The organism is Simplicispira piscis, assembly GCF_054783455.1.
The window spans coordinates 133702-151237 of record NZ_BAAGQN010000014.1 but is presented as its reverse complement, the minus strand read 5'-3'; the positions used below and the strand labels follow the sequence as shown (position 1 = coordinate 151237).

The 17536-nt window shown below is 61.8% G+C and carries 27 protein-coding genes; 3 read left to right on the top strand and 24 right to left on the bottom strand.

Going from position 1 to position 17536, the window contains the following annotated elements:
* Positions 1-41: 41 nt before the first annotated feature.
* Positions 42-1091 (top strand): ABC transporter substrate-binding protein, encoded by a 1050-nt coding sequence (locus ACYVOC_RS09255; RefSeq protein ID WP_461161615.1) that lies wholly within the window; start codon positions 42-44, stop codon positions 1089-1091.
* Between the two features lie 54 nt (positions 1092-1145).
* On the top strand, positions 1146-1298 hold the full coding sequence (locus tag ACYVOC_RS09250; RefSeq protein WP_116003362.1) for a DUF3096 domain-containing protein: 153 nt from the start codon (positions 1146-1148) through the stop codon (positions 1296-1298).
* Positions 1299-1538: 240 nt separating this feature from the next.
* Here ACYVOC_RS09250 and ACYVOC_RS09245 read toward each other — a convergent pair whose 3' ends face one another.
* From ACYVOC_RS09245 to ACYVOC_RS09180, 14 genes are all read right to left on the bottom strand, one after another.
* The gene (locus ACYVOC_RS09245; protein WP_116003363.1) at positions 1539-3044 is read right to left on the bottom strand and encodes a transglycosylase SLT domain-containing protein; all 1506 of its coding nucleotides are present in this window, start codon (positions 3042-3044) and stop codon (positions 1539-1541) included.
* Entirely contained in the window at positions 3041-3817 is a 777-nt protein-coding gene (gene gloB, locus ACYVOC_RS09240) for a hydroxyacylglutathione hydrolase (protein WP_116003364.1), read from the bottom strand. Before gloB ends, ACYVOC_RS09245 begins: the two co-directional genes overlap by 4 nt.
* 84 nt (positions 3818-3901) lie before the next feature.
* The gene (locus ACYVOC_RS09235; RefSeq protein WP_461161614.1) at positions 3902-4153 is read right to left on the bottom strand and encodes a pyocin activator PrtN family protein; all 252 of its coding nucleotides are present in this window, start codon (positions 4151-4153) and stop codon (positions 3902-3904) included.
* A complete protein-coding gene (locus tag ACYVOC_RS09230) occupies positions 4150-4473 on the bottom strand; it encodes a hypothetical protein (protein ID WP_461161613.1) in 324 nt (107 codons plus the stop codon). Before ACYVOC_RS09230 ends, ACYVOC_RS09235 begins: the two co-directional genes overlap by 4 nt.
* A 5-nt stretch (positions 4474-4478) precedes the next feature.
* Complete coding sequence (locus ACYVOC_RS09225; protein WP_461161612.1) at positions 4479-4811, bottom strand: hypothetical protein; 333 nt, start codon at positions 4809-4811, stop codon at positions 4479-4481.
* Positions 4812-5006: 195 nt separating this feature from the next.
* A complete protein-coding gene (locus tag ACYVOC_RS09220) occupies positions 5007-5552 on the bottom strand; it encodes a hypothetical protein (protein ID WP_461161611.1) in 546 nt (181 codons plus the stop codon).
* A gap of 61 nt (positions 5553-5613) precedes the next feature.
* Positions 5614-5868: a hypothetical protein gene (locus ACYVOC_RS09215; protein ID WP_461161610.1), complete on the bottom strand. Its 255-nt coding sequence runs from the start codon at positions 5866-5868 to the stop codon at positions 5614-5616.
* Positions 5865-7121: a hypothetical protein gene (locus tag ACYVOC_RS09210; RefSeq protein WP_461161609.1), complete on the bottom strand. Its 1257-nt coding sequence runs from the start codon at positions 7119-7121 to the stop codon at positions 5865-5867. Before ACYVOC_RS09210 ends, ACYVOC_RS09215 begins: the two co-directional genes overlap by 4 nt.
* 119 nt (positions 7122-7240) lie before the next feature.
* Positions 7241-7552 carry a hypothetical protein gene (locus ACYVOC_RS09205; RefSeq protein ID WP_461161608.1) on the bottom strand — a complete coding sequence of 104 codons (312 nt, stop codon included), beginning with the start codon at positions 7550-7552 and terminating at the stop codon, positions 7241-7243.
* Positions 7518-8225 carry a hypothetical protein gene (locus ACYVOC_RS09200; RefSeq protein WP_461161607.1) on the bottom strand — a complete coding sequence of 236 codons (708 nt, stop codon included), beginning with the start codon at positions 8223-8225 and terminating at the stop codon, positions 7518-7520. The genes ACYVOC_RS09205 and ACYVOC_RS09200 overlap by 35 nt, the downstream gene beginning before the upstream one ends.
* A 120-nt stretch (positions 8226-8345) precedes the next feature.
* Positions 8346-8606, bottom strand: a complete 261-nt coding sequence (locus tag ACYVOC_RS09195; protein WP_461161606.1) for a hypothetical protein — start codon at positions 8604-8606, stop codon at positions 8346-8348.
* Positions 8603-9037: a hypothetical protein gene (locus ACYVOC_RS09190; protein ID WP_461161605.1), complete on the bottom strand. Its 435-nt coding sequence runs from the start codon at positions 9035-9037 to the stop codon at positions 8603-8605. Before ACYVOC_RS09190 ends, ACYVOC_RS09195 begins: the two co-directional genes overlap by 4 nt.
* Before the next feature lie 31 nt (positions 9038-9068).
* Positions 9069-9467, bottom strand: coding sequence for an Lcl C-terminal domain-containing protein (locus ACYVOC_RS09185; RefSeq protein ID WP_461161604.1), 399 nt, complete (start codon positions 9465-9467; stop codon positions 9069-9071).
* A complete protein-coding gene (locus tag ACYVOC_RS09180; RefSeq protein WP_461161603.1) occupies positions 9464-9652 on the bottom strand; it encodes a hypothetical protein in 189 nt (62 codons plus the stop codon). Before ACYVOC_RS09180 ends, ACYVOC_RS09185 begins: the two co-directional genes overlap by 4 nt.
* Positions 9653-10350: 698 nt before the next feature.
* Here ACYVOC_RS09180 and ACYVOC_RS09175 point away from each other — a divergent pair.
* Complete coding sequence (locus ACYVOC_RS09175) at positions 10351-10515, top strand: hypothetical protein (protein ID WP_461161602.1); 165 nt, start codon at positions 10351-10353, stop codon at positions 10513-10515.
* 3 nt (positions 10516-10518) lie between these two features.
* Here ACYVOC_RS09175 and ACYVOC_RS09170 read toward each other — a convergent pair whose 3' ends face one another.
* The 10 genes from ACYVOC_RS09170 to ACYVOC_RS09125 form a co-directional block, all read right to left on the bottom strand.
* Positions 10519-10860 (bottom strand): hypothetical protein, encoded by a 342-nt coding sequence (locus ACYVOC_RS09170; protein WP_461161601.1) that lies wholly within the window; start codon positions 10858-10860, stop codon positions 10519-10521.
* A gap of 59 nt (positions 10861-10919) precedes the next feature.
* Positions 10920-12665 (bottom strand): YqaJ viral recombinase family protein, encoded by a 1746-nt coding sequence (locus ACYVOC_RS09165; RefSeq protein ID WP_461161600.1) that lies wholly within the window; start codon positions 12663-12665, stop codon positions 10920-10922.
* Between the two features lie 67 nt (positions 12666-12732).
* Positions 12733-13893 carry a recombinase family protein gene (locus ACYVOC_RS09160; RefSeq protein ID WP_461161599.1) on the bottom strand — a complete coding sequence of 387 codons (1161 nt, stop codon included), beginning with the start codon at positions 13891-13893 and terminating at the stop codon, positions 12733-12735.
* Positions 13894-14192: 299 nt separating this feature from the next.
* Positions 14193-14474 carry a hypothetical protein gene (locus tag ACYVOC_RS09155; RefSeq protein WP_461161598.1) on the bottom strand — a complete coding sequence of 94 codons (282 nt, stop codon included), beginning with the start codon at positions 14472-14474 and terminating at the stop codon, positions 14193-14195.
* Positions 14471-14689, bottom strand: a complete 219-nt coding sequence (locus ACYVOC_RS09150) for a hypothetical protein (RefSeq protein ID WP_461161597.1) — start codon at positions 14687-14689, stop codon at positions 14471-14473. Before ACYVOC_RS09150 ends, ACYVOC_RS09155 begins: the two co-directional genes overlap by 4 nt.
* Before the next feature lie 108 nt (positions 14690-14797).
* Complete coding sequence (locus tag ACYVOC_RS09145; protein ID WP_461161596.1) at positions 14798-15154, bottom strand: hypothetical protein; 357 nt, start codon at positions 15152-15154, stop codon at positions 14798-14800.
* Positions 15155-15181: 27 nt separating this feature from the next.
* Entirely contained in the window at positions 15182-15700 is a 519-nt protein-coding gene (locus ACYVOC_RS09140) for a hypothetical protein (protein WP_461161595.1), read from the bottom strand.
* A 389-nt stretch (positions 15701-16089) separates the two neighbouring features.
* Complete coding sequence (locus ACYVOC_RS09135) at positions 16090-16287, bottom strand: hypothetical protein (protein WP_461161594.1); 198 nt, start codon at positions 16285-16287, stop codon at positions 16090-16092.
* 451 nt (positions 16288-16738) lie between these two features.
* Positions 16739-17023 (bottom strand): hypothetical protein, encoded by a 285-nt coding sequence (locus tag ACYVOC_RS09130; RefSeq protein WP_461161593.1) that lies wholly within the window; start codon positions 17021-17023, stop codon positions 16739-16741.
* Positions 17024-17300: 277 nt separating this feature from the next.
* Positions 17301-17528 (bottom strand): hypothetical protein, encoded by a 228-nt coding sequence (locus ACYVOC_RS09125; RefSeq protein WP_461161592.1) that lies wholly within the window; start codon positions 17526-17528, stop codon positions 17301-17303.
* Positions 17529-17536: the final 8 nt, after the last annotated feature.

The following is a 17536-nucleotide window of genomic DNA, read 5'->3' as shown; positions in this document are numbered from 1 at the left end:
GGGCAAAATTGCTGCATTGCACCAATTTTGAATTGCCCGCTGTGTCTTTCTCCTTTTCCCGTCGTCGCACTCTAGGGGCTGTCTCTGCCTTGGCGGTGGCCGGCCTGTTGCCGACGTTGTGGGCGCGTGCCGCCGCACCACCGGCGCGGGTGCGGGTAGCGGTCGGAGGTGGTGAGGGACAGGCGCTGCGGCATTTGCCGCTGACCGTTGCGACCCAGTTGGATTATTTTCGACCCAAGGGTGTGGATGTCACCTGGCTCTCCTACCCCAATGACGCTTTGGCTTTGCAGGCCGTGCAGGATGGTGTGGCAGACGTGGGTGCCATGGGTTTCGAGCAGGCCCTGCGTTCCCAGGGGCGCTCACAGGCTGTGCGTTCGCTGGTGTTGCAGGCGCGGACGCCGCAATTGGTCCTGGCCGTATCGACCCGCGCATTACCCCATTACCGCACCCCCCAGGATCTGCGCCGTTGCAAGATTGGCGTGGACGAATGGGGCGGGCTTGCGCATGCAATGGCCTGCCGGGTGCTGGAGCAAGCCGGGGTAGGCACGCAGGAGGTGGGTTTCGTGGTCGTGGGCGATGGGGTTCAGGCTGTGGCGGCCCTGCGGGCCGGCAAGGTGCAGGCGCTGTGCCACGGTGCCCCGGTCCTGGCCCGGCTGGAGCGCAGCCGCGAGTTGCGTATGGTGTACGACACCCGCAGCCTGGCGGGTGCGCAGGCCGTGTTCGGCGGGAGCCTGCCCGGCAGCTGCCTGGCCGCGCTGCCGCAGTTTCTACAAACGTATCCTGCGCGGGCACAGTCGCTGGCTGATGGCGTTGTGCACGCGCTCAAGTGGCTGCAGACAGCCGCCCCAGCGGATATTGTCAAAGTGATTCCTGCGGAGTCTTTGATGGGCGACCGCCGCCTGTTTCTGGCTGCGCTGGACCGTGTGCGCGAATCCATCTCGCCCGATGGCCTAGTGCCCGAGGGAGGGGCGCTGACCGCTGCGAAAACCCTGGCCATGCTGGACCCGACCCTCGACGCCCGCCGCTCCCTGCTGGCGCGGGCTTACACGCAAGAGTTTGCGCGCAAGGCCAAGCAACAATTCAGCGCCTGATGCGCCGATACTCCTGGGTTCGGATTGTATGAACCCTTTTGCTCTTTTGCCCCTATGACGCTTCATCTCAGCATTGCTCCCCTAATCTCCCTGATTGCAGGCATCCTGGTTCTGGTGTTTCCGCGCCTGCTCAGCACCATCGTGGCGCTGTACCTGATCGCCATCGGCATCATTGGCTTGCTCGGATTGCACCAGTGGCGTCTTTAGGGCAATGCTGAACAAGTCCCTCACGCGCTGCGCATCCGTACCTCGGGCGGTCTGCGGCGTTGCAAATCCTCGCCATAGCTGCGGCTATGGCTGCGGTGTGCGCCTTGCATCCCATCCCGATGCACGGCGCGCATCATCGCGGTGACTTATTCAGCATCGCCTTAGAGCGGCGCACAGGCGTCCCCTGGTGTCGTTTTTCGTCTGCGTGTGGGACGAAGCGCCTGACCAGGGCCTCTGAACTCAGCGACGCTTGACTTTGGACGGCTTGCCGCCCCGGCGCACGGGCGCGCTTTTGCCCGCAGTGCGCTTGCCCGCGCGGGCCTGTGTGGAAGGGCCGGTGCGAACCGGCACGAACAGCACCACCTGCTGGCCCAGCTTGAAGGCCGCATTGGCCTTGACGTCGTTCCAGTCGGCCACGCTGGCTGCGCTCACGCGGTAGCGGCGGGCAATGCTGGCGACCGATTCATTCTTGCGCGCGCGCACCGTGGTGCGGCGCGTCACCTGTTCGGGCGTGAGCGAGATCTGGCCGTTGTCGGCCACACTTTCGGCAACGTCGGCGCGCGATGTAGTGGAGCGGGGCACGATGAGTGCCGACCCTGCCTTGATCAGCATGCGCGGCGGGATGCCGTTGAGATTGCGCAAGTCCGACTCGTCCATGGCCACCCGGCGTGCAGCTTCGGCCGTCGACATGGTCGAGGGCAGGGTCCAGACAGTCCAGCTCGCATACTGCCCCTGGTTGTAGGCCTCGAAATTGCGCTCGAAGACCTTGGCGTTGTCCCAGGGCAGCAAAATCTGCGGGGTGCCCGCAGCGAGGATCAAGGGCCGGTGCAAAGAGGGGTTCAGGGCCTTGAAATCTTCCTCGCGCACACCGGCCAGTTTGGCTGCCAGGGCCACGTCGATGTCGCGGGTGATGTCTACGGTCTGGAAGTAGGGGTGGTTTTCAATCAATGGCAGTTCGGTGCCATAGGCGTCGGGGCGGGCCACAATGTTTTTCACCGCCTGCAGCTTGGGAACATACATGCGCGTCTCGCCCGGCAGGGTCAGGTCGGTGTAGCGGGTGCCCAGGCCCGCTTTCTGGTTGCGGGCGATGGCGCGGCCCACGCTGCCTTCGCCCCAGTTGTAAGCAGCCAGGGCCAGGTGCCAGTCGCCAAACATGCCGTACAGCTTTTGCAGATAGTCCAGTGCGGCCCGCGTCGAAGCGAGTACGTCGCGTCGGTCGTCGCGGAAAGCGTTCTGCTTGAGGTCAAAATAATTGCCTGTGGCGGGCATGAACTGCCACATGCCCGCAGCCTTGGCCGTGGAGACCGCCTGCGGGTTGAAAGCGCTTTCAATGTAGGGCAGCAGCGCCAGTTCGGTCGGCATGCCCCGGCGCTCCAGTTCCTCGACGATATGGAACAGGTATTTGCGTGAGCGCTCGGTCATGCGCTGCATGTATTCGGGGCGGGTGGCATACCACTGCTCGCGGTCCTGCACCAACTCGTGCTGAAGGTCGGGCATGGCAAAGCCACGACGGATGCGGTCCCACAGGTCTGACGGCGTGAACAGCGGCATGACCTGCTGGCCCGTGGCCTGCGCTGCGGTGATGGGCCGCAGTGGGCCCGAGGGGATGATGGGGGAGAGGGGTGCTGCCGGGGCCTCGGAAGGGATTGCAGGCGTGTTGCTCGTGGTGTCCTGGGTGCCCACGGGGGTGGCGCAGCCGGTCAGCCAGAGCAGGCCTGACAGGCAGGCAATGTGCAGAAACTTCATCGGAACTCGTTTTTCCATGCGCGCAGCGCCGCCAATACAGCGACGGCATCCTGCGTGGGGGTGGATGGGTCAAAACCTGCTGCAGCCGCTGCCACGGCAGGCGTGCGGGTGCGCAGAAAGGGGTTGATCTCGCGCTCGGTGGCGATGCGCGAGGGTAGCGTAGGCAGGCCCTGTGCACGCAGCGCTTCGCAGCGGCTGCTGTAGTGGAGCAGGTCTGTGTTGCCGGGTTCCACGGCGCGGGCAAATTTCAGGTTCGAAAGTGTGTATTCATGGGCGCAGCACACCCGCGTATCGCCGGGCAGGGCTGCCAGGGCATCCAGTGATGCCAGCATCTGCGCCGGGCTGCCTTCAAACAGGCGGCCACAGCCGCCAGAAAACAGCGTGTCGCCGCAAAACAGCAGCGGCGCCCCGTCCATCTGTGGGCAATAGTAGGCAATGTGCCCGGCGGTGTGGCCCGGCACGTCGATGACGTCAAAGCCCAGGCCCAGCACTTCGACCCGGTTGCCCTGCACCAGCGGCACGAACGGGGCGGGAATGCGCTCGCGCGCAGGACCGTACACGGCAGCCCCCGTGGCTTCACGCAGCGCCTGCACACCACCGACGTGGTCGGCATGGTGGTGGGTGACTAGAATGGCCTGCAACTGCAGATTCCGTTCTTCGAGGGCCTGCAGGACAGGCTCCGACTGGCCGGGGTCGACCACCACCGCATGGCGCTCATCGTGCAGCAGCCACAGGTAGTTATCGGAGAAGGCGGGCAATGCAAGCAGGTTCATGAGCAATCAAATTATAGGTTCGACCTATTCCCCTCTGTAGGCTGGCATCTGTCACACCGGTTGTCACACCGGTGTGACGGAAAATCAAACGGCCTGCATCTTACGATGTTGAGCCTTGGCATTGGCTGCCCGATCGTTCACCCATTTTTCCAGATCGTCCTTGAGCACATACAGCGGGCCTTTTCGGGTTCCGCCGATGCGAAATGCTGGGACGGGTAGGGTGTTGGTGGCCGCCTTGCGCTGGGCAATGCGGGGTGTGATGTTGAACACCGGTTTGGCGATGTCAGCCAGCGGCAGCATGTTTTCGCCCAGGATGTTGTTCGTTGTTTCGGTCATTGTGTGGTTCTCCCGTACTTCCCGGCCAGGGCAGACCCGGAGATTGCATAGTTGCGCCCGCCCAGGTGGACAAGCGTGGGTTCAGGTTCAGGCTTCCAGGAGCACAGCCCTGTGGCATCGACAACGCCACCCTGCTGCGCCCACTGGGTGACCGCATCCCAGAAGGGCGAGCGTTCCCCGGGCTGCTTGTCGGCCAGCTCGCCGTCGTCGTCCTGCACGGCTGGCCCCGAGTGCGGGTGCATTTCAAAGCGCCACACCTTGCCCGTGGTGTCCTTGATCCGGCGGTCGGGGCCGCCGTAGCTGATGTGGATGGTTTTCATATCGGTTAGCCTCGTACTTCGCCTAGCCACGCTATGGCTGCAGAGATTGCCTCCGCCCGCTGGCGAGCCCACGCATCGCTCTTCCAAGCGTAAGTTCGGTCTGTGTATGGGGAGGATTGCACCAGAGCGCAAAGCATGGTGTGGATCAAGTCGTCGCGCTTTCGTAGTTCATGCGTTTGATCGACAGGCGGCGTCCACCCGGCCGCAATCAGCTGGGCGCGCACGATCTGGTCTTGCAGGCTGGCGACTTGCATGGCAACCTGCCCGTAAATGTCGGTTTCAAAGCCGATCAAGTCTTGGCCTAGCACTGGTTTGACGGTGATCTTGTTGCTGAGCACGGCTTCCTTTCTCCTGGCGCAGCCAGGTGAAATGCGGGGGATCACCCGCTGCTTGGTAGGCGGCCCACAGCTCGGCCCCGGCGGGGCAGCGCTGCAGGGCGTTGTTGGGGTTTGCACCGGCTGCGAGACAGGTGGCGCAGCCGGTGTGGTGGAGCTGGTAGCCCCTGTCGGCGGCGTACCAGTCGGGCGGGGTGGTCATCGGCCACTGGCGAAGTGCTCCACCATCACGCGTGTCAGCTGCTTTGCGACTTCGGGCGCCAGACGCTCGTGCAGCATTTCCGGTGAAAGGTGGTACAGGGCGCTCTCAGAAATGGCGTAGGCGTACTCGCCAGAATGCAACCGCACCCGATAGTGCATGCCTTGCATGCGCAAGTGGTCGCCGCGGTGTGCTTCTGCCACCAGCACATGCATGCGTTCCGCCACCAAGGCGGTGCACATTTCTCCGGTCTCGCTGATGAAGTCCTGCAACGGCGGTGATGCGGGTCTTGCCATGAACGAGCTTTCTCCCTTGCGTAGTGGGTATGGCGTGCCTATTTCCACGGCTGGCAGGGCCACGCTATCGCCAAGGACCTTTCGGGCTTCGGCTATCACCTTTGTCAGCGCCGCGTTGCGATTGGAGATTTCACGCAGCAACCCTCGATCACGGTCCAATGCCGTGCGCAGGTCATCGCCCTGCTGGTTGAGCGCCGCGATCTGTTCTCTCGCCCGTCGCCGCTGGTTGCGGCCAAATCGTTGTGCCATGTATGGCTCCAGAAAAAGAAAACCCCGCATGAGCGGGGCTGTTGATGTGGTGGGGTGCCTGTCAGGCGGTGGGAGGTGGGGACATGCGCGCACGGGCGGCGATCCAGTTGGTGTGGAATCCCTTGGCCCACGAAATCGTGTAAAGGAAGCAGAGGGTGAAAATCCCCCACTGCTGCGCCTCCCACGCTGAGTAAAACCAGAAAGGCTGGCCGAGCAGCCCAAACACTGATGCCCAGCGTCGGCGGCCAGAAAGTGATGATTGCGACAATGCAACTGCCGTGACGCCAAACAGGGCGATAAAAATTTGTGCGGTCATACCAAGGCTCCCCGCACTTCGGCATCGCGCTGCTCGTACCCTTGGCGGTAACCGCGCTGATACTCCGACTCCAGCGCATCCCCCTGCGCTGCGGGCGATGGCTGGGGTGCTGCCATTGCCGACTCAAACAGGTCCAATGCTTTATCAACTGCTGGCTTGTGCAGTGCTGTGATGCGCTCTCGCACATCGCTCATCGCGTCATAGCGGTTGTATGCGCTTGACCACTCAGGGCGATCTGCGCCCAAAACCTCATCAAGCAACTCATTGATGAAATCTTCGGCGTCATCACGTTCGCGCAGCACTTCCTCTAGTTCGTCCGCAGGCGCCTCCTGCTGGGGTGCTGGCTGGGCGGTGGGCGCGGCAGCATTGAGCGCATCGACGACAGCCAGCGCAAGCGCTTCGCAATCGAGCGTCCGTTCATCGTCTTCCATCTTCCAGACGATGCGAATGACACCCTGGTGGTTTTTGTGGTCAATATCACGCCAGTTGCCTTCGAACTCTCCGAGGCTCCACGGCTCCGCTACAGCGGCAGGCGCTGGCTGGGTGGTGGGCGTGGCGGCGAGTGCTGCCAGCACTTTCTCTGCCCTGCCACGAAGCACGTCAACTTCGCATTGCCGCAATGAATCCCAATCGTCAGCATCTGGCGTCGTTGCATGGATCGCCTTTGCAACTGCCATCACTTGGTACAGGCTCGGCCCAGCTACAGCGGCAGGCGCTGCCTGTGCTGGTGCTTGCCCAAGGGATGCGAGCCGCAGCTCGTAGTTGCGTTGGCTCAACTTGTCCAGTTCTTCGCAGTACGCCGCAGCTAACGATTCCACACGCAAGGTGTGGGTGGCGTCGGCGTAGTCGCGCAGCAGCTTGCGAACGGCAGCATCGACAGCTTTTGCAGCAGCAGATGTTTCGACGGTAGTTATTGCCCGGCGATGCTGCCCAATGGCAAGCCACAAGGTGTCGTCCATGTCAGGCAGAGATGCATAGGCCGCACCGGTCTGCAGTGCTGCAAGCTCTTTCTCCCGGCTTGCCCCGCACATGTAGGCCACGGTCAGTTCGTCTGCGTGCTCTTTCAGTTGCGCCTTGAGCGACTCAATCTCCAGCCGCGCAGCTTCATATCCGGTGCGCAAGGTTTCGATCTCGGCGTACTGGCGGCGCAGTTCTACGGCTATCTCTTTGCGGACTTCAATTACAAAAGTCCATGCGCCGTCGTCGGCAATATCTGCTAGGTGCAGCGCATCTGGTTGTCGTTTGTCTGTCATGCTGCGTCCTTTGCCGCTATGTTTATGATAGCTGTCAGCGCTTTGGTGGTAAGCGCTGGGGATTGTTTTGGTGTGTTTTCTGGCTGTGTTATTCCGCAGGTTTTGCGGGATACATTGCGTTAAGCGTCAATCGGCACGCCAACAGGGCGCGTCCAGTCGGTGTTTCGCGGGGCCGACTTCTTGACCAGCGCCACCAGTTCATCGAAATGCTTTTGCGCTTCGTTCACCTTGTTGCGTGCGTCGGTTTCTTCGTTCCGAGCGCGTGCTGTCAATTCGCACATCCGGCCAAGGTAATCCTGTGCCGATGCGACCGCTGCCACAGCGTTTGCAAGCTGTGTGTTCAGGCTCTGTTTTTGCTCGCCCATACTCGTGTCCTTTTGTTGTTCCACCAGACGCTTAACCGGGCGTCCGAGTCGGATGCGCTTGCGCACCGTTCGACTCTGCGTTGTGCGTCATGCGCGCTATCGACAGCAGCAGGTCGCGGAACTGCGGGGGGGTGCCGTTGCGTAGCGCGGTCTTGTCCTTGCCGCCGATCATCGCCACCACCCCAATCCGCCGCGCCTTGGCATAGCCGTAGCGCTCGATCATCCAGTCCGGCAGCCGCTGCTTGCCACGGCTCCAGTCCAGTTCGGGCAGCTCGGGTGCGTTGGCTAGCAGCCATGTCGGCTTGCGGCTCGCGTGCCCGTAGTGCCCCTGCTCCACGTAGCAGGTCATGCAGCCGTAGTTGTCGGCTTGCACCCAACCTTCTCCGCGCTTTGGCTTTCGAAGGCCAAAGTAATCCCAGGCCAACGAATCGGCCGGATGCTCCAGCACGCCACCATAGTTGCGCACTGCCGTGAGCGCAGCAGCGAAGCAGCCGCCGTCTTCGCCAAGCCGGTATTGGTGCGGCTTGCGGGTGCTGCCGTGCCAGAACTTGCCCCAGCGCTGGCACGGCGAATGGCACACCACCGGGTGCGGCCCGCGGTACTTGCGCGCGTCGCGCGCCTCGTCCCACGGGTCCACGCCTGGCACGCCAACGTACACGCCATTCGGCTCAACGTAGAGGGCCGCCACCGTCGCGCATGCCACCGGCCGCACAACTGGGCGGTCAACCGGACAACGCACGGCGGCCAGCTCGGGTGCGTCTGCGAATAGGTCAGCGCCGTGCATTGCCGGTTACCTCTGCGTTATCCAGCGAGTTAGGGTCTTTGCGCGCAAACCACGGCCCCGGTGTATGGGCGGCTGTCATGACTCACCCCCCTTCACCTGATCCTCTGCCAGCGCATTCAGCGCGCCCGTGATCCGGCCTGCCAGCCCGTTCAAGCGTGCGTCGCTGTCGTCGTCGCCGGGTATTTGCATCAGCGCATCAATCACCGGGAGGCACTCGCCAAGCAGCGAGCACAGCACCATGCGCTGGCCTCGTAGCTTTGCCACCTCTGCGTCTCTGGCGCGGAATCCATCGGCGGATGCGGTAGTCATGTCGGCGGGGGAAAATTGCTCTGTCATTTCGTGTCCTTTGGTTGATTTGCCCATTGCGTGACGGCATCAATGCCCGCTTGCGCAACGACGTATGCCTGTGCTGTCGTCCATCCGCTCCCGCTCCAGATTCCTGCGGATTCAAGAATCGCGCTGGCTTGCCTGATTGCCTCTTGCTGCTTCTTTGTCCACGGCGTCCCGATTGCAATCGTGCGTTGATTGGCCTTGTGGATCGCCTCGGTCATGGCGTGCACTGCCAGCGTCGCAGCAGCTACCCATGCGGCTGTGTCGGGGGTGACTTCGTAGGCATACCGGCGCCCGCCGTCGCTGTAGGCGTGCACAAGGCGGAAGCTGCCCACGGGCATCAAGTCCTTGTCGTAGCTCCAGTCCGCAAGGCTGTAAGCGGACACGTAGCGGCGCCCGACTTTGCGAAAGAGGGTTTCTGTTTCGGTGGTGGTCATGGGATGGCCTTGAAGAAAAGGACTGAAGGACTCAAGAACTCAGCGGAATCAAGCGGACGGCAACAGCCGAGCCCTCAAAGCTCTTGTGGTTGTTGCCCTGGAAGCCGAGGTCGAAGTGGCAACTCCAGGCGTAGGAGGCGTCTTCTTCATCTTCCTGGCACGACCAGTGCCAGCCTGGCTGCAGGTGCGGCTCGCAGTTGGCGAACAGCAGGGCCTGCTCTTGCCGGTCGGGCAGTTCGCCGCCCACGCTGGTGGCCCAGGCCTTGGCGGCGTCCCAGTTCAGGCGGGATTCGGGGCGGTGGGGCAGCAGCACCAGGTGGTGTTTGACGCGGCCTTCGGCGTCGAGCACGGGGCCTGCGTAGCGCTCTCCGGGGTGTAGCTCGATGGTGATGGCGGGGATCTGGAGGGGGGTGGTTTCGGTGGTGGTCATGGGGTGTCTTTCTTGAGCAGCTTTGCTCGAACCTGTTCGTATGTGTCCGCGCAGTCCATGTTGCGGCCCTGTTCGTGGTTGCTCCACATAGCGGGCTTGTCGCCCTTGTCGTCAATTTCCCAGTGGCTGGCGAAGTCGATGAGAAAGCGCGTGCCGTCCCGGCGCTTGAATTCGATGAAGGTCATGCTGGTTCTCCAGTCCACGGATTGCGGCCACCAAAAAACACGCTTCGCAGCGCGTACGATGGGACTGGCAGGGCTGGCGTTGGTCGTTTCTTTTGCGGAACGCCCGTCAGGTGCCATGTGTACGCCTTCCTGATGGACTCAGATTCAGAGTAAACAACTCCTTCACCTCGCAGCCTGCGAAGTGAGTCTTTGATCGTTCGGATGCTTGGCCCACCGTCTTTTGCAAGGTCTGCAAAAGTTCCTGGCCCAATTGCTAGGCGCGACAATATGTAGTCGTCGGTCTTTTTCTTCTTCGCTTCGCAGTACGCCATGAATGCTGGGGAGCTTTCTTTGCTTGTGTTCGCCTTTGGCTTTATGTCTCGCGGGTCTGCATCCTTGCGCCCGCCAACGTCGTAGACGGGCCATGTCGTGCCGCGTGCCCGCACGTAGCCAGATATTCGTATCAGTCGATTGGTGCGAAGCCGGTCTATTGCGGCTTCAATCTCGGTCTGCTCTGCGCATGTGTGCTTCCCCAGGGCGATGCATGTAGACGGCGCTCTCTTTAGCCTGCGCAGGACGGCTTGTGCGAGGTTTGGTGTCATGTTTAAGGCGTAAAAAAGCCCGCTGGTGCGGGCTGGGGTGTGGGGCGAAATCGTGCCGCAGTGGTCAAAGTGCGGTTTCGCTGGACACTGGGGCCTCATTCAATTAAGGAGCGATCCATGAACCCAGCTATTTTTGAAACCGCACTGCGCAACTACCGCGAACAAGTGAAGACCGACAGCGGTCGGCGCATGACTCAGCAAGATCTAAATGAAAAGAACCTCACTCCTGAGCACGAGAAGGCGGCGCGTCAGGCACTCCTGGAATGGCGCGAGAAGTCATGAGGCTTACTGTTGTTGCCTGGTAGTCATCGGCACAAGACCGCTCCATGGACTCGCACGATGTGCGCCGGAGCGGATCTGGCGATCCACGGCGATCCGCGCTCGGTTGCTGCGGTAGTAGCTGGCGCGGCGGGCGACGATATGTTTCTGTCCGAACTCTGGACGCCTCGTATCTGGCCCAGGGCCCGCTGCATAGATCGGTGTCTCGCGCCCCTGCACGCCCACTTGCGCGCGGTACTTGACGATGCGAAAGAACTTGCCCGGGTGGTTCGCGCGAGCGGTCGTAAGACAGGCGTTCACGCGATTGCGCGTCATGCCCAAGTGCTCCACCAGCTCGGGTACGCTCATCGGCCCGCATTCCTCCAGCGCTGCGGTTATGGCGTCGCGGGTTGTTGGCGGGACTGGCATCAGGCAGCCTCTGCCATTTCCGTCGCGGCCTCCATGGCGCGGGCGGCGATGGCCCGGCACAGCGCCGGGAACTGCGCGGCAGGGAAGTGCACAGTCCCGCGCACCTTGGTGGCCGTGAAGCCCAGCGCCTCAATTCCAGCGGCGTCCAGCTTGATAGGCGACAGCCTGGCGTTGATCTGGCCCAGGGTGATTGTGTCGTCCGGGTCGATCTCGGGCGCTGCGGCTGCGCTGGCCTGCGCGGCGTCGATGGCCTGGCGGGCGTCGAGCCCGGCAACGGCCTCGGCGCACTGCTCTGCGACCAGGCCGCTCAGGTCTGCGGCCACGGGTGCCGCGATCTTGTTCTGCTGGACAGCCCGGGCGATGGAGGCCTGGGCGTCGCGGGCTTCGGCTTCCAGCTTCTCTCGGGCCTCACGGTCAGCGCGCTCCTGCTCCTCTTTTCGGATGCGTTCGCGCTCTGCCTCCTGGCGCTGCTGTTCGGTTGCCACGCGGTTGGTGATGATCGCAGCCAGGTCGTCGGTGGCCTTGAGTACCAGGGCGGCGGCATCGTGCACCACCATCCCGCTGGCCTGCAGCGTCTTGACGTTGGCATGGATGCGGTTGGCGATTTCGCTGGCGGCGATCTTGGCGCGGGCCAGTTCGTCGTTCACGGCGCCGCGCAGGCTGTCCAGGGTGCGCTTGCCCTTGACGGCCCCGGCGAAGTCGGCGGGCACCTTTGGCATGTAGTTGGCGGGCATGGCCGCATTCAGCTGGTCGATGTGTTCGCGCAGGGCGGCGATGCCACCGGCCACGATTTCACCGCGAATCTGCTCCTTGCGCGCGGCCACCAGCTTCTCGGTGGTCAGCCGCGTGGTGCGGGCCAGCTCCTTGAGGTCGCGCACTTGGCGACGCATGGCTTCAAAGTCCACCATTTCGCCCAGGGCTGCATCTTCGCCAGCGGTCAGCGCATCCTCTGCGCGCTTGAGCGCTTTGCAGGCGCTCTCGGCGTTGGCAAATTCTTGGTCGGTGTCGGGCTTCTCCGGGATGCGCTCAATGAAGGCGCGCAGCGCGGTGGCGAAGTCGGGCAGGTTGGACACCACGACCAGCTTGCCATCCAAGCGCATGGACACGGCTGGAAGGCTTTCCATGGCCTCGGCCACCACGGGCGCGGGCTTGGGCTCGGGCGGCACGTAGGCGGCCAGGTCTGCGGCGAACTGCTTCCACCCGGCGATCAGCTGCGCGCGCCGCTCGGGCTTGCTTTCGTACCACAGCGGGTGCGTGCCCTCTGGCGTGCCGTCGCTGGTGGTGAACAGGGCGCGCTGTGCGCCGCTGACCAGGAGCTGGTGCTCCAACTGCAGGTAGTAGTGCGGCTCCAGGTCGCCCGCCTGCACCTGCTGCACCAGGGACTGGTTCAGCAGCTTGTTCTCCCAGATCAGTTCGTCCAGTATGTCGATGCCGTCGAAGCTGGCCAGCAGGGGCATGCCTTCCACTTCGCGCGTGGCCACCACGGGGTAGAAATCGGTGCCTGCGATTTCTTCGGCAATGGGCCGGGCCAGCGCCTCGGCTTCGTGCCCGGCGTCAAAGATGCGCTGTTTGGCCGGGCTGACTTCTTCGGTCAGGCCGGTGGCCTTCTGGCGCAGCAGCTCGTCTCGGGTGGTGTACTTGGACAGGCCCAGCGCGGCAGCGGCTTCGGATGCGCACAGGTGACGGGCGCGGGCGGCGTGCCAGGCTGCAGATCCTTGGGGTGCGCCTTCGAGAACTTGGTACATGGTTTTTCCTTCAAATACGGCATCAGCGCTTAACTGATAAGCGCTGTAAGCTATTAAATGTGTAGCGTTATGCGGCTTCCAGCGCGAACTGGCGTTGCTCGAAAAGCTCTGTCAACTGGGCGCGCGCGGCGGGGTCGGCCACTTCGCCAATCAGATCGGCGGCGATGTAGAGGGCGTCCAGGTCGCTGGCGCTGTTGATGCGCTCGGTCACTGTGCTGGCCGTCCAGCGGCTTGGTTCTGCGGCTGCTGCCTCACCCTTTGGCTGCACGTCTGTCACCGGCGGCTCGATCGGCGCACGGATGGCGGCCTCCTGCTCGGGCGTCAGCGTGCCCTTTGTACCGGCCTTGGCAATCACCGCGTCAGCTGTGGCCTTGCCTGCTGCGATGGCGGCGCGCCAGGAAGGCAGGTTCTTGGTGAACTGGTCTTCGGTGTATGGCTGCAGCTCGGTCGCGCGCACCTCACCGGTTGCGGGGTCGATATTCCCGGTGGTGCGCGGCACGGACTGCTTGCCGCCCTCGGTCACGGTGCCGTCTGCATCCACGCTGAAAACATCGTGCATTTCCTCGGCGGTTGGCAGGCCCATCAGCAGCTCGGGGGCATAGATCCGGCCAAAGAATGCCGCGCTTCGATAGCGCATCATCAGATCTGGCATGGACTTCCACTTGCTGCCGTTCTTCCCGAACCAGCCTTCATTGACCGCCATTTCCATGGTCACGGGCGCAGATTCCAAGCGCTCGCCCGTGGCCTTCTCGATGGCCCAGGCCACGCAGCGCGCGTTTTTGATGCACACCTTGTGCTTTTTCTCGACCTTCTTGCGGTCCTCCCACTCAAAGGTGGAGTAGGTGGCGTCGATTTCGTCCAGCCACTGCAGGTCGAAGCGCAGCGGGCTGAACTTGCCGCAGTTGTTGATGGCCGCGATGATGAACTGGCTCGACCAGCTTGGGCGCCCCTCGATGATGTGCAGGTTCTGCATGATCATCAGCGGGTTGGCGTTCATGCGCTGGCTCATGTCCAGGGCGATCATGCAGTTGGAGATTGCGGCAGGGTTGGGCTCGACCGTGGCGCGGTCGCCGTAGCCCTTGGTGACCATGGCCTGATAGGCAGTTGGCACCATCGTGCTGGCGGCGAACATCTTTGCTGTTCGCTGCATGAATTCAAAGCTCTGCAGGTCATTGAATCCCATGGTGACCGTGATGGCGGTCTTCTCGGTCTGTGTCAGTGCATTCATGTGAGCCTCATTTGGTGGTTGTCGTAAATCGTCTTTACCGGGCGTTTCAGCCCGTTGCTCTGCCCCACATGCCACGAACCGCAGAGCGTGCAGCGGTATGGCGCAAGGGGGTTTTCTGTGCGCCTGCGTGCGCGCTTTGCTGATTCCGTGGCGGTCTTGAGCGTGTGCACCACCTTGCCTGTTGGGCATTGCATGTCACCCCCGTTTAATAGCGCTCCAAGCGGCTGATATAGCCACGCGGCGCGGGTTGCAACTGCGGTAGAGGCGGTAGGTGGCCCAGGCTATGGCGATGCGGGTTTTCATTGCGCTGCTACCTCCACCGCGCCTGATTTCTTGCCACGGGTCGTAAAGCACTGCACGGTGCTTTCGTTGACCCACTCATAAGCAGACTGCGGCCCGCATGCGTACTGCGCTGCCGTGTCTCGTCTGCGCTGCTGCTCTGCTTCGCTCAGGCGCTGCTCAATTTCTTGAGCCTGCGCGTGCTCTGCGCTGTTGTCCGTCATGTCCAGGTGCTGGGCCGCGAAGAATGCGGCGAAGATTGCGGCCAGCAGCAGGCCAGTGCCGATATTTGGGCGGCTCATTGCATACTCCAGGATGGCACCGCCACAAGATTTCCGAAGTCATCCACCACTGCCATGACATGCCAGCGTTTTGCGCCCTGCATCCTCGCTAGTTCGCAATTTGCGGCAATGATTGCGTACAGCTCTGGCCGATCGCACATCAGGGGACTGTGGCGATAGATGCTGTGCGTTGGAGTAAAAGATGCGCCGCAGGTGTTGTCGTATGAGTGGGTCATGCTGTCTCCTTCTTTTGTTCGGCAAGGCTTCGCCCAGACTGCCGTTTGCAGCTGTTGCGGTTTTTTGATGGAATCAGGGTGCAGCGCTTATCTGGAAAGCGCTAGAAGCTATCTATTTGATAGCTCCCGCCATTCGCGTGTCGCGCTCATTGCCCATGCTTCGGCGAGGTCGTCAACAACATCTCGCGCTGCTGGATCATCGATCTGTGCAAGCATGCAAAGGGCCCGGTCGATTAGGTCGGGCTTCTCGTCTTGAAGCACATAAAGCGCCTCTGCAGTGTCACGCTTTGCCATTTTTTGCGGCGTATCAAGCGTGTGTTTTGGCCCCCATTGCAAGCCTTCTATAAAAGCCTCTTTCAGACGCTGGAAGACTCGCATTTCCTCTGCCTCTTCGGCCTCGGCAATGTCGGCGCAGGCGTTTTCGTAGCGCTCGGCGTCGGCGCATGGGTTTGCTGTGCAGTACATAAAATCCTCCAGGTGAAAAAAGCCCGACTAAGCGGGCTGTGGTGTTTTCTTCTTAGCGCCGTGTGCCGCTTCTGCAGCGGCAAACTCGCTGCCTAGAATTTCTTGTCCCGTGATTTGCTGAGCGGGGTCGCTAGTACAGAAGTACAAGCTGCCGCCTTGGGGAAACACTGTGTACCCGTGGAAAAACCCCCAAGAGAAGCCGAATGTTTTCAGCACCGGATCAATGTCGGCCACCTGATTCGGGTAGTCTTTCCATATCGCGTTCAGGTCCGCAAGCGCCTGTTTTGCATCAGGCGCCACCTTTGAGCGCGGTCGCTGGATACGGTTTTGGCGGTTAGGCTTTGTCCACTCCGGGCCAGTCATCGGAGGAGAAAATGAGAAGCCAGCAACGCGGCGTTGCGGCCCCGTTGTGTACCAAGCCTTTGCGCGCCCTGGTGCCAGCCGCTCAGCAAATGCACGGCCCGCTGCGGTCATGGCGTCATCGTCTCTTAAAAACTGCTCCAATGCAGCAAGAGCAGCGGGGTCTGTGATCTTGAAATAGCGCATTGCTGTCTCCATGAAAAAAGCCCCGCATTGCAGGGCTGTGTGTGTTTATCTGCTGCCAGATAAAGTTGAATAGTTGATAGCCAGCGCGTACCGAGGCAGAGGCGCTGGGCAAATTGAAGATGGCGCCGCAGTTGCTGCGGACGGCAGAATCTCGAACCTCCGGGTTTCGGTGCACCTCCGCCCTTCCTGTTATCTGCCTTCACGTCGTTGGCCGCCCCGGGAACCCCCAGAGCATTGCGCCTCACCATCACATCGGCCTGCTGCATCCCCCGCACATCCGGTGCGTGGTCGCGCCCGGCAAATCGAGAGAAGGCTGTTGTGCGCGCGGCTTGATCGGAGCCGCGCCAACAGGCCGATGTGATGGCCCCGGCGCTTGGCCGGGACGGTTGTCAGATCAATTCAAGTTGCTCAACCACAGGACGCCCGACAAGCTCCGGTGCTTCGCCGTTGATCCAGCGCTCCCAGTCCTTGCGGTTGATGCGCAAGCCCTTGAACACCTGGGCGCCGCACTGGTGGCAGTGGCCGCGCTCATGTGGCTTGCCTGGCGAGAACACCGTCACGGCGCCGCCGCAGTCGATACAGGTCATGTGCTGCTCCTGTTGGCCCCAGCCTTGCACTGGGGAGGGGGTTACTGCGTGGCCTCGGCGAGCGCTGCACGTTTCTCAGCATCTGGTCCGCACCAGCCACGACCGCTGCATGTTTCGCACTCTTCCAGAAACGGCAAGTCATCCGAGCCGAGCTGGTGAGTTACCTTGCTATAGCGCGTGACGCGGCCTGCGCCGCCGCAGTCTGGGCACTCATGCGCGTCGTACTCGCGCCACTCAAACGGATGGCGCTTCCCGCATCCATTGCACTCAATGCCATCCGACATAAGCAGCGCGAAATTCACAGAACCGCAGTCGCATGTAAGCGCCTTGTGGTCAGCAAGGCTGTGCACTTGAGCAGTCATGTCGTTTTACTCGGTGTAGTACGCGACGTGGCACTCACCCAGCCGTGGGTGCTTGTAGTAAACGATGGTCATGTCGCCAACGGTCTTGGTTAGTTATACGACTCAAGGTGCGCGTCGATGTAGTCAAAAAGTGTTTCGTGTGGGGTGTGCCAGATCGTGTCGCAAATCGGCCCGTTTGGTTCTGTGTTCGCAACTTCTAGCGTCTTGCGAATGGCACTCAGGACAGCCAAGTCTTTGTCGCACCTTGCCGCTAGACCTTCCGCAATCCCGCGAAGCAAAGAGGCGTGGTGCTCGGACAAAATCAACCGCTGGCGTAGCTGGTCTGTCTCGTTGTTGGCCTTTTGTATCGCGCCGCGTTTTCGTGCTGAACTCATGTGTGTCCTCGTATAACGATATGTCGAAGTGGATGGCTTTCAGCCACCATTCACAACGGCGATATGTGAGCATGCTTCTCTCCTTGGTTGAAAACCACAGCCGACTCGTTGAATGGGCTCTGGTTTTGCCCCTGTCTCCAAGGGCTTGCAGGCATATCCCGGTGCTCCAATTCCGTCGAATTCGACAGTTTTGGCCGGTTCCTGCTGCGCGACTGGCCCGCGCTTTGCTGATGACTATCAAAGCACTCCCGGCCCCTGGTGTAGGGGCGGGGTGGGGTTAGATCGGTTTGAAGTGCCCGCCTGCATGGAACTTTGCGCAGTGCTCTGCCATTTGCTCCAGTGCGTAGTGGCACATGTCAGCCTCGGAACCGTCGCCTTCTTCAAAGTGGCCGAACTGTTCTCGCGCCAGTTCTCGGGCCTTCATCTTTGGCGGCATGAGTGCGGTTCCTAGAAGTTTCGTTTCGCCGTTTGGATGCACGCCAAATACTTGAACGTTGTCGTCCATGCTCTATC